Here is a 10,659-nt window from a genome sequence, read left to right as displayed (position 1 = left end):
CTAGCCTTTCCGAATTTCCTATCCCAGAACCCCAATCGAGAAGTTCTGATACATACCCCAAAGCGACGTGATCAAAATCGAGATCATACCGATGACCTGCGTATAAATCCGGCAGCGGGTCAAAACCTTGCCGACAAACTCAAGCGATCCGTCACTGCGCCGCAATTTATGTGCGGCCCTGATGTTTATGAGCGTCACCAGGCACATGGGAAACAACAGTAAGAATACAGCCTGGGCGAACTCGACCCCATAGTAAAAGCCAAGCATCGCCAGCCCGGTAAAGAAAAAACAACTCAGCCCCAGAATGATCAATCCGGATTTATCAACGATAAACAGAATGCGGTTGCCGTTGATCCGGACGATATCCAGCAAGTCCTGCTCGGTCTGACCTCCGACACGCCGGGCGCGCACCAGCAGGTCGAACGGGACGCCCATAGCCCAGTGGCTTACCGATGACCAAAGCACGGCCAGCACGATCCAATACCACAGATTCGAAAAACTGCGCATATCGATGATTTCGAAAAGCGAAGAGTATAAGTCCAAGCGTCAGCCCTTTGTTCACTGTCCTTAGGGGCCTTCTTTACGCAGGCGCGACCATCGTTACCCTTGAGACCTCGTGGAATTCATGCCACCCAATGCGAAAATATTCAAGGAGAGCGCGACATGAAGCCGACCATCGCCCCCTACCCCCTGACCCGCTTTCGCCGGGCGCGCCAATCCCAGTCCGTGCGCGGCCTGGTTCGGGAAAATACGCTGACCACCGACGACCTGATCTGGCCGGTTTTCGTACGCGAAGGCGAGGGTGTGGAAGAACCTGTGCCGTCGATGCCCGGCGTGGTGCGCCGCTCGGTCGACCTGATCGCAAAGGCCGCGGTTGAAGCGCAGGCCTTGGGTATCCCGGCGATTTGCATCTTTCCCTACACCGACGCCAACCTGAAAACCGAGGATTGCGCCGAGGCCTGGAACCCTGACAATCTGTCCAACCACGCCATCCGCGCCATCAAGGCCGCGGCCCCGGATATCGCAGTGATGACCGACGTGGCGTTGGACCCCTACAACATCAACGGGCATGACGGCTACGTCGTCGATGGCGAAATTGTGAACGATCAGACGGTCGAAGCTCTGGTCAAAATGACGCTCGCGCAGGCCGAAGCTGGGGCCGACATCATCGGCCCGTCCGACATGATGGATGGCCGCATCGGCGAAATGCGGCGGGCGCTGGAATCTGCGGGGCATCAGAACGTGATGATCCTAAGCTATGCCGCGAAATACGCCAGCGCCTTTTACGGCCCGTTCCGCGATGCGGTGGGCGCCTCGGGCGCGCTGACCGGGGACAAGAAAACCTATCAGATGGATCCGGCCAATTCGAACGAAGCCCTGCGCCTGATCGAGCGCGACCTGACCGAGGGCGCCGATATGGTGATGATCAAGCCGGGGATGCCCTATCTGGATATCTGCCGTAGGGTTAAGGACACCTTTGGCGCGCCAACCTATGCCTATCAGGTGTCGGGCGAATACGCGATGATCCAGGCCGCGGCGCAGAACGGCTGGATCGATGGTGAGAAGGTGATGCTGGAAAGCCTGCTGGCCTTCAAGCGTGCGGGCTGCGACGGCATCCTTACTTACTTTGCGCCCGAGGTTGCCCGCATCCTGCAGGGCTAAAACCCCAAATTGTCGCAATTTTTCGCCGATTGTGATCGGCCGCTGGTCAGCTTTCCCGTGACACGCAGCCGCAATCGGCGTACTCTTGCACACAAGATCGGGATCACCCGACATATCAGGCACTTATACAGAGAAAAAACATGAGCAGTTCCAACGCACCCCGACTAAGCCGTCGTGGCTTTGCCTTTGGCATGGCCGGTTTGACGGTAACCGCAGCTTGCGGCAATGGCGTCGGCAATTCCAACGCCGCCACCATCGACGCCCGTGTCGATGCCACGCTGACCGAAATGTACGCGCGCTATCCCAACACGGTTGAGATCGCCAACAAGGCCAACGGTATGCTTGTCATGCCGCTGATCACCGAGGCCGGATTTATCTTTGGCGGCGCGTATGGCCAGGGCGCCTTGCGCATCCAGGGCGCGACGGTTGACTATTATTCCGCAGTGTCCGGCAGTGCTGGCCTGCAGATCGGCGCGCAGCAATACGCGCACGTGCTGTTCTTCATGACCCAGGACGCGCTGAACGATTTCCGCCGCTCCAATGGTTGGACCGCCGGGGCCGATATCGGCTACGTCGTCGATGCAACAGGTGACTCACTCTCGACCGATACCACCACACTGCGCTCTCCGGTTCTGGCGGCGGTCTTTGGTCAGGCTGGCCTGAAATTCGGCGCCACGGTCGAAGGCACCAAATACACGCGGATCATTCCTTAACTCCGGGCTACCACGCGCCCCTCGAACGGTCCCCGCCAACAGCCCACTGTGGCGGGGTTTTTCTTTGTATAGTTCTGTAAACACAAATATTCCCGGACTGTTCCTCTTTCGGTCAGCCCGGCCATCCACTAGTCTTGCCGAAATCGGAAATGGATCGGGATTAAAGGCCACAAATGGGTTTCGTTTTTCGCTGGCTGTTGCGTATTACAACGGGTCTGGTCCTGCTGGCTCTGGCCGCTGTGGCGCTGGTGTATTTCCTGGCCAACCAGTCCCTGCCGGACTACAATCAGACGGTTGAAGTCACCGGTCCAACCGCCCCGGTCGAGATCATCCGCGACACTGCCAACGTCCCCCATATTCTGGCCGAAAACGATCCGGATGTGTTCTTTGGCCTTGGTTTTGCCCATGCTCAGGACCGTCTGTGGCAGATGACCGTTATGCGCCGCACCGCTCAGGGCCGCCTGTCCGAAGTGTTCGGCACCCGCACCGTTCATATCGACAAGCTGCTGCGCCGGCTGGACCTGTACGGGCTGGCCCACCGCTCGGTCGAGGTACAGGACGATTACACCAAAGCTGCGTTGCGGGCGTATGCCGCCGGAGTAAACGCGCGGCTGGATGAGATCAACGAGGCCGCCCTTGGTCGGGGCGCGCCCGAGATGTTCCTGTTCAACGCGCCCGTTTCCCCGTGGCAGCCCGGCGACAGTATCGCGGTGATCAAACTAATGAGCCTGCAACTGTCCGGCCATCTTGAGGACGAAGTGCTGCGGGCCCGCACTTCGCTGATGCTGAACGACCCCGCACGGCTGGCCGACATACTGCCGAACGTTCCAGGTGCGGGCATCGCGGCCCTGCCCGAATACGCCGCGCTGTTTCCCGGCCTGCCCCGCTATGCCCGCGGCACACCGATGCCCGACAGCCCGCTGTCCCCTTTCCCAAAACGCGGGTTGGCCGGCGCGTCAAACGCCTGGACTGCCGCGCCTTCGCGTTCGGCCAGCGGAGGCACGTTGCTGGCCAATGACCCCCATCTGGGCTTCACCGCGCCGGGCGTCTGGTATCTGGCCCGGCTGGAACTGGCCAAGGGCGGTGTGATCGGTGCGACAATCCCCGGCATTCCCGCCATTATGACCGGGCGCAGCGATCGGCTGGGCTGGGGTCTGACGTCCTCGTATCTGGATGATCAGGATGTGCATATCGAGCAGCTGAACCCGGAAAACTCCGAGGAATACCTGACGCCGGACGGCTACAAAACATTCCGCACCCGCCCGTCGATCATCGAGATCAAGGACGAGGCCCCGATTACCCTGACCCTGCGCTGGACAGATAACGGCCCCGTTCTGCCCGGCAGCCACTATGATCTGGAGACGATCACACCACCCGGTCACGTCGCCTCTTTGTCCTGGACGGCGCTAAGCCCGCGCGATACGTCGATGACGGCGTCAATGGCGTTGATGAACGCGGACAGCGTCCGGCAGGGCATCGATGCAGCCGAATTGTTCATTGCACCCTCGCAAAACCTGTCGCTGGTGGACAAGGACACGATCGGCCTCAAGCTGATCGGAGCGATGCCGAAACGCGACCTGCAAAATCAAAGCCGGGGCCGCATCCCGACACCCGGCTGGCTGGCCGAGAACCTCTGGCAGGGCCGCCTGCCCTATGCCGACAACCCGGAATTCGTAGCCCCAGTGGGGGGCATCCTGGGAAATACCAACAACAAGATCATCGACCGCCCGTTCCCCGAGCATGTGTCCTATGAATGGGGCGACACCCAGCGCGTGCACCGCTGGGAACGCCTGATGCAATCGCGCGAGGTCCACACCCGCGACAGCTTTATCGAAGCACAGTTGGATACCGTCAGCTTCACCGCCCGGTCCTTGCTGCCGCTGATCGGCGCAGACCTGTGGTTCACCGGCGCCTCAGCCCCCGAGGGCACGCCCGAACGCCAGCGCCAGATCGCGCTGTCCCTGCTGGCAGAGTGGAATGGCGAGATGAACGAGCATCTGCCCGAGCCATTGATCTATGCGGCATGGTTGCGGGCGTTGCAGATCCGGCTGATCTCGGATGACCTCGGCCCGCTGGCTGCCGAATATAAGCATGTCGAGCCACTGTTCATCGAACGCGTCTACCGTGATATCGATGGTGCGTCGGTCTGGTGTAACGTACGCCAGAGCGCCCCGACCGAAACCTGCACCGACATGGCACGGCTGGCGCTGGACGACGCGCTGATCTGGATTTCCGAGAATTATGGCAGCGCTCTGAAATCCCTGCGCTGGGGTGACGCTCATCAGGCCACCCATGACCACCCGGTTCTGGGCACGGTTCCTGTGTTGCGGTTCTTTGTCAACATCCGCCAATCCACCAGTGGCGGCGACAATACACTGCTGCGCGGGCGCACTTCGGGCGAAGGCAGGAATCCGTTCCAGAACGTCCACGGTGCGGGTTATCGCGGGGTTTATGATTTTGCCGACCCGGATAGTTCGGTCTTTATCACCGCCACCGGCCAGTCCGGCCATTTCCTGTCACGCTACTACGACGATCAGGCGCAGCTGTGGCGGCGCGGAGAGTATATCCCCATGTCGCTGGACCTCAATCTGGCCCGTGCAGCGGCCGTGGGTGTGACGAACCTGATCCCGCGCTGATTTCACCTGTTTCGGCAGGACCTTGCCCCTTTTTCCGGGTGCCGTGGACGCCGACCTGTCTTTTCGCCTACGATCTGGAGGCCAACACGTTGGGACCGGGGGACACAAATGGCAAGTATACGGGATAGGCTGAACAATCTCGCGCGCGACTACGCAATCGCCTGGAGTTCGGGTGACCCGAACGCGGTGGCCGAATTCTTTGCGCCTGAAGGGCAGATTTCGATCAACAAGGGTGAGCCCATGGTTGGTCGCGGGGCAGTAGCCGACGTGGCCCGCGAGTTCTTTGCCGACTTTCCCGATCTGGAACTCAGATGCGATATGCTGCGATGGGCCGGTTCACACGCGATCTTTGTCTGGACATTGGAAGGCCATCACACAGAAACCGGCAACCTTGTGGTCACCCGCGGCTGGGCTGAGTGGGAACTGACCCAGGACCACAAAATCCAGTCCTCATCGGACTGGTTTGACGCGGACGACCATCAACGACAGATTGGCAGGACCTAATCTCTAAAGCGCCGCGAACCGAGCCGCCTGTTTGTCGGTCCACAGCACGGTGATCTCAAAACCGTCCTCGGTCTGCTTTTCGGATTGCACAACATCCTGCCTGAACAGCCAGGCGCGCTTGTTGCCTTGGGCGAAACCCAGCATCAGAGTCTCTTCGTGGCGCGCGCCTTGCAATTTGGTTGCGATCTCGGCCAGAAGAGGGTCAACACCTTCTCCCGTCACCGCCGAGATAGCAAAGATCGATGGATCGCGATTCGCGCGTTTGAAGGTGGCTTCGCGTTCGTCTTCATTCAGCAGGTCGATCTTGTTCCAGACCTCCAGCCGGGGCCGTTCGTCATCGACGCCCAAAGAGGTCAGGATCGCCTCGACATCCTGCGCTTGCGCGTCGGTTTCCTCATGGCTGATGTCACGGACATGGATGACGATATCCGCACCCAGAACCTCTTCCAGCGTTGCCCGGAAGGCCGCAACCAGTTCCGTCGGCAGGTTTGAGATGAACCCTACTGTGTCCGACAGGATAACCTCGGGGCCATCGGGCAGTTCAACCCGTCTCATGGTTGGGTCCAACGTGGCGAACAGCATATCCTTGGCCATCACCTCGGCCCCGGTCAGGCGGTTGAACAATGTGGATTTTCCGGCGTTGGTATACCCCACTAAGGCCACAATCGGATACGGCATCTTGGCCCGCGCGGCGCGGTGCAGCGTGCGGGTCTTCACCACTTTCTGCAACTGACGCCGCAGACGTACCAATTGTTCATCGATCGCTCGGCGGTCAGCCTCGATCTGAGTTTCACCGGGACCACCGACAAACCCCAGTCCACCCCTTTGCCGTTCCAGGTGAGTCCAGGCCCGGACCAGACGCGTACGTTGATAGCTAAGCGCGGCCATCTCGACCTGCAGCACACCTTCACGGGTACGGGCGCGGTCGCTGAAAATCTCAAGGATCAAACCGGTCCGGTCGAGGATCTTGACCTTCCACGCTTTCTCAAGGTTGCGCTGCTGAACTGGGGAAACCGGGCCGTCGATCAACACCAGTTCAATCTCGTTTTCGTGCAGACGCTGGGCTAGTTCCTCGATCTTGCCGCTGCCGAAAAGAAACCCCGGCTGGGCGCGTTGCAGGCGCACGATCTCGGACCCGATCACATCCAGATCGGGTAAAGCGGCAGCCAGTGCCACCGCCTCTTCCAGCGCCGGTTCGGGGACACGGCGCTGTTCATCTGATTTGATTTCCGGATGCAGCACCCAGGCCCGGGTGCGCGTCCTTTCATGTTCCATCAAGAGGCGTCTTCGCCCTCATACAGGCTGATCGGCTGCGACGGCATGATGGTCGAGATCGCGTGCTTGTAGACCAGCTGCGACTGTCCGTCGCGGCGCAACAATACGCAGAAATTGTCGAACCAAGTGATCACGCCCTGCAATTTCACACCGTTGATCAGGAAAATTGTGACCGGTACCTTTGCTTTCCGTACATTGTTCAGGAACGCGTCCTGAAGATTCTGTCTGTCCGAAGCCATTTTTTATTATCTCGCCATTGTTCTTGCTACGCGCTGCGGACCAACGCGCTCCCTCTGGCTGAGTATGGAGTGGAGTTAACCGAGTTTCCAGATCAAAAATCAGTCATAGCAAATCTGTTGAAAGTTAATCCCGCCAGAGACTTGGCGTAATCAGCGCAATGATCGCCAGCGTTTCCAGCCGTCCGATCACCATCGCCGCGCACATGGTCAGCTTGGCCCCGGCAGACAGGTCCACAATCCGTATCGGGAAATCCGTGGCCAATTCAATCAACGGACCCGTGGTGCTGAGCGAAGCGACAGTCAGCACCATGGCCTGTTCGAACCCCGCTCCCATCAACCCCAACAGAAGGTTGAACAACGCCGCCGTCAGCGCGAACATCATCAAGAAGATCCACGCGATGAAGGCACCGTCGCTCTGAATGCGCCGGTTACCGCCGCCCTCGCCGCTGACCGACGAGGGATAGATCAGCCGGTCAATCTCGCGCGCGCCGTTCAGGTATAGGGCGAAAACCCGCAGCAGTTTGACCCCACCTGCGGTGGTGGCGACGCCACCACCGATCAGGGCCAGCCCCATCAGGATCAACCCGGGCGTACCCAACCCCGAAAGCTGCTGCGCGTCATTCCAATTGGCGCTCTCGAACCCGGCAGTGGTCAGGAAGGACAGCACCGTGAATACCATGCCCCAGAACACCTTCACGGCTTCTATTGGGTGCAGCGTGCCGCCGATTTCGTTGACGCCGGCCCATACGCGGAAGAACAGCAGTGTGGCAACGACGATCACGATCACCAAACCGATCCGGAATTCAGGGTCCTTGTCCAGCCGCGAATACCCCGTTGTGGCGGTATCGGTGGAGAAGGTCAGCCGCGACAGAGCAAAAAACAGAAACAGGAACAGGATCGCTTCGCCGGTAATACCGGCCTGCGCGCCTTCCAGCCCGCCCACAGGCGAAATTCCGGACGTGGCCATGGTGGACATGGCATGGCAGACGGCGGTCAACCCTTGCTCACCCACGATCAGCAACAGCAGCCAGATCACCGCCGTCAGCCCCGCATACACCGGCGTCAGCGTCAGTGTCACCCGTATCAGACGCCCGCGAGGGTCGACCTTTTCGCTTTGCGCCACGCCCGAGACCGGACGGCCGGGCTGCCCCCGCGCGGTCACCTCGAACCCGCCCAGCGACAGTGGTGCCAGGATCGCCGCCGCCGAAATCCACATCAGCAATCCACCCATCCAGCCCACTAGCGCCCGCCACAGATGCAGAGGCGCTGTCAGTCGGTCGGGATCGGGGAAAACGTCGGCGCCCGTGGTCGTCAGTGCGCTGACCATATCGAAATAGGCGTTTAGGAAAGTCGTGTTTCCCAACGCATCATGGAGCGGGATGGCAAGGAACACCGGCAGGACTGTAAAACAGCCCAACAGCACCGCCAACTGCCCCAGCGTTCCGCGGCGCGGCACCCGGCTGGACGCTGCCATCGCAATCGTTGCCACGACAAACAGCCCCAACAAACCCGAATAAAAAAACGAACGCGAAGTGTCGTGGTTGTCCAACGCCAGCGCATGAATCGCGGGTATCCACATGGACAGCGAGAAAACACCCCAGATCAGCAGAAACAGCGGCAAGCGCCGCACCAGCCCGATCCGTTGTGTCCTCGCGCGTATCATCAGAAGAAATCGATCGAAACCTGCATCAGTCGCTCGACCTCGGGGACATCCTTGGCCATGGCAAAGATCGCCACCACATCTTTTTCCTCGATCCGCAGACTGCCGGTGGGGCGCAACAACTCATCACCTTTGAGGACCGCCCCCACCAGAACACCCTCGGGGAAGTCGATGTCGCGCAATCTTTGCCCGGCCATGGGAGAGGTTGACAGTACCTCGGCCTCGATCACTTCGGCCTCGGCATCGCCGATGGAATAGACCTGCCGTACACGCCCGTGGCGGATGTGGCGCAGAATCGAACTGACCGTGGTCGCGCGTGGGTTGATATAGGCGTCGATCCCGAGCGGGCCCATCAGCGCCACCATGCTAGGATCGTTGATCAGCGCAATTGCCAACGCGCAGCCTTCTGCCTTGGCCCGCACGGCGGCCAGCATGTTTGCGCGGTCGTCATCGGTGACCGCCAGCATCGCGTCCGCGCGTTCAATACCAGCCTCGCGCAGCAAGGCAGCATCCAGCCCGTCACCGTTCAGAACAATAGTGCGCTCCAGCGCTTCGGCAGCCAGCTCAGCACAGTGACGGTCACGCTCAATAATCTTGGCGCGCACCCGGCTTTCACGCTCCTCCAGCGTTCGCGCGACTTCCAGCCCGACGTTGCCGCCCCCCACGATCACCACGCGATCCTGTTTCTTTTGGGTTTTACCAAAAACCTCCATCGTGCGGTCAACGTCTTTTACGTTAGTAAAGACATAGCATTCGTCACCGACAAACAGTTGATCCTCGGATTCCGGAGCGAACAGGCTGCCGTCGCGCCGAACCCCAACGACAATCGAGCTGAGTGTCGAAAACAGATCCGTCAACTGGCGCAAAGGCGTGTTTATGATCGGGCAGTCTTCGTCAATGCGGATGCCCAGCAACTGCGCCTTGCCGTCCATGAACATCTCGGTGTCAAAGGCCGACGGCGCCGACAGGCGGCGCATGGCGGCGGCGGCCACTTCACGCTCGGGGCTGATCACCACGTCAATGGGCAGGTGGTCGCGGCGGTACAGATCCGAGTGGATTGCCTCGAGGTAGGATTTCGACCGCAGGCGTGCGATCTTGCGCTGGATCGAGAACACCGAATGCGCCATCTGACAGGTGACCATATTCACCTCGTCCGAATGGGTCGCGGCGATGATCATATCGGCGTCGCGGGCTCCTGCTCGCTCCAGCACATCCGGGTAACTGGCGAACCCGGCGATCCCCTGCACATCCAGAGTCTCGGTCGCGCGGCGCACCAGATCGGAGTTGTTGTCCACCACCGTTACGTCGTTGAGTTCGCCCGACAGGTGCCGTGCAATCTGCCAGCCAACCTGACCGGCACCGCAAATTATGACCTTCATGTTTTTGGCCCTTCTGCCTGAAATCTTTGAATGACAGATGCCCCCATAGCGGTCAATTGAATTGTCATACCTGCGCAGCTAAGGCAAGATAAGCCTATGAAAACAGTGCTTCGTCTGCTTGTTCCAATGATTGCCTTGTCCGCATGTAGCGGTCCGCTTTCGCTGTATTACCGCGAAGGCGAAAGCGTATCGCGTGTGCAGTCCGAAACCACGCAATGTCAGGTTCTGGCACTTGAGGACGTGCCGGTGGCTAATCAGGTGCGGCAAAACCCGCCTACCTACTGGCCCGGCCGCACCTATTGCGATGGCCGGGGGCGCTGCTACCGCTCGGCCGGCTGGTGGCAACCAGGGAGCGTGTACACCGTCGACGTCAACCAGGGGCTGCGCAACCAGGTCGAGACGCAGTGCATGGCCAAGAAGGGATTTCGCCCGGTCAGCCTACCGCCCTGCAAGCAGAACGTAAAATCACAGACCGCCGCGGTGCCTACAACAAAACTGCCGCCATTGAGCACCCAGTCCTGTTACGTGAAATTCGACAACGGGTCGTTCCAGATCATAACGCCCGGTCAGGCCGGGTAAGGACCCGGCGAA

At 60.0% G+C, this 10,659-nt stretch carries 10 protein-coding genes; 5 read left to right on the top strand and 5 right to left on the bottom strand.

The features are described from left to right. Window positions 1–18: 18 nt before the first annotated feature. Window positions 19–543: a component of SufBCD complex gene (locus ACR0IM_RS01585; protein ID WP_480589301.1), complete on the bottom strand. Its 525-nt coding sequence runs from the start codon at window positions 541–543 to the stop codon at window positions 19–21. 120 nt (window positions 544–663) lie between these two features. Here ACR0IM_RS01585 and hemB point away from each other — a divergent pair, with 120 nt between their 5' ends. From hemB to ACR0IM_RS01565, 4 genes are all read left to right on the top strand, one after another. Further along, complete coding sequence (gene hemB / locus ACR0IM_RS01580; RefSeq protein ID WP_480640273.1) at window positions 664–1,662, top strand: porphobilinogen synthase; 999 nt, start codon at window positions 664–666, stop codon at window positions 1,660–1,662. Between the two features lie 140 nt (window positions 1,663–1,802). Further along, complete coding sequence (locus ACR0IM_RS01575) at window positions 1,803–2,375, top strand: lipid-binding SYLF domain-containing protein (RefSeq protein WP_480589306.1); 573 nt, start codon at window positions 1,803–1,805, stop codon at window positions 2,373–2,375. A 173-nt stretch (window positions 2,376–2,548) separates the two neighbouring features. Then, window positions 2,549–5,011 (top strand): penicillin acylase family protein, encoded by a 2,463-nt coding sequence (locus ACR0IM_RS01570; RefSeq protein WP_480680625.1) that lies wholly within the window; start codon window positions 2,549–2,551, stop codon window positions 5,009–5,011. Window positions 5,012–5,119: 108 nt separating this feature from the next. Further along, entirely contained in the window at window positions 5,120–5,515 is a 396-nt protein-coding gene (locus ACR0IM_RS01565; protein WP_480680624.1) for a nuclear transport factor 2 family protein, read from the top strand. Window positions 5,516–5,518: 3 nt separating this feature from the next. On the opposite strand, the gene hflX is transcribed toward ACR0IM_RS01565, so the two are convergent. The 4 genes from hflX to trkA all read right to left on the bottom strand — a co-directional run bounded on the left by hflX (window position 5,519) and on the right by trkA (window position 10,068). After that, the gene (gene hflX / locus ACR0IM_RS01560; RefSeq protein ID WP_480680623.1) at window positions 5,519–6,790 is read right to left on the bottom strand and encodes a GTPase HflX; all 1,272 of its coding nucleotides are present in this window, start codon (window positions 6,788–6,790) and stop codon (window positions 5,519–5,521) included. Then, a complete protein-coding gene (gene hfq / locus ACR0IM_RS01555) occupies window positions 6,790–7,029 on the bottom strand; it encodes an RNA chaperone Hfq (RefSeq protein ID WP_010440340.1) in 240 nt (79 codons plus the stop codon). The genes hflX and hfq overlap by 1 nt, the downstream gene beginning before the upstream one ends. A 124-nt stretch (window positions 7,030–7,153) precedes the next feature. Continuing rightward, entirely contained in the window at window positions 7,154–8,692 is a 1,539-nt protein-coding gene (locus ACR0IM_RS01550) for a TrkH family potassium uptake protein (RefSeq protein ID WP_480640270.1), read from the bottom strand. Continuing rightward, window positions 8,692–10,068 carry a Trk system potassium transporter TrkA gene (gene trkA / locus ACR0IM_RS01545; protein ID WP_480680622.1) on the bottom strand — a complete coding sequence of 459 codons (1,377 nt, stop codon included), beginning with the start codon at window positions 10,066–10,068 and terminating at the stop codon, window positions 8,692–8,694. Before trkA ends, ACR0IM_RS01550 begins: the two co-directional genes overlap by 1 nt. A gap of 96 nt (window positions 10,069–10,164) precedes the next feature. On the opposite strand from trkA, the gene ACR0IM_RS01540 reads away from it, so the two are divergent. Further along, window positions 10,165–10,647: a hypothetical protein gene (locus ACR0IM_RS01540; RefSeq protein ID WP_480680621.1), complete on the top strand. Its 483-nt coding sequence runs from the start codon at window positions 10,165–10,167 to the stop codon at window positions 10,645–10,647. Window positions 10,648–10,659: the final 12 nt, after the last annotated feature.

The organism is Ruegeria sp. BF6 (assembly GCF_056538665.1).
This window is presented reverse-complemented; position numbering and strand designations above follow the sequence as displayed.

Coding starts and splice junctions, on each gene's coding strand:
- hemB (WP_480640273.1), top strand. CDS start 664: ATGAAGCCGACCATCGCCCCCTACCCCCTGACCCGCTTTCGCCGGGCG.
- ACR0IM_RS01575 (WP_480589306.1), top strand. CDS start 1,803: ATGAGCAGTTCCAACGCACCCCGACTAAGCCGTCGTGGCTTTGCCTTT.
- ACR0IM_RS01570 (WP_480680625.1), top strand. CDS start 2,549: ATGGGTTTCGTTTTTCGCTGGCTGTTGCGTATTACAACGGGTCTGGTC.
- ACR0IM_RS01565 (WP_480680624.1), top strand. CDS start 5,120: ATGGCAAGTATACGGGATAGGCTGAACAATCTCGCGCGCGACTACGCA.
- hflX (WP_480680623.1), bottom strand. CDS start 6,790: ATGGAACATGAAAGGACGCGCACCCGGGCCTGGGTGCTGCATCCGGAA.
- hfq (WP_010440340.1), bottom strand. CDS start 7,029: ATGGCTTCGGACAGACAGAATCTTCAGGACGCGTTCCTGAACAATGTA.
- ACR0IM_RS01550 (WP_480640270.1), bottom strand. CDS start 8,692: ATGATACGCGCGAGGACACAACGGATCGGGCTGGTGCGGCGCTTGCCG.
- trkA (WP_480680622.1), bottom strand. CDS start 10,068: ATGAAGGTCATAATTTGCGGTGCCGGTCAGGTTGGCTGGCAGATTGCA.
- ACR0IM_RS01540 (WP_480680621.1), top strand. CDS start 10,165: ATGAAAACAGTGCTTCGTCTGCTTGTTCCAATGATTGCCTTGTCCGCA.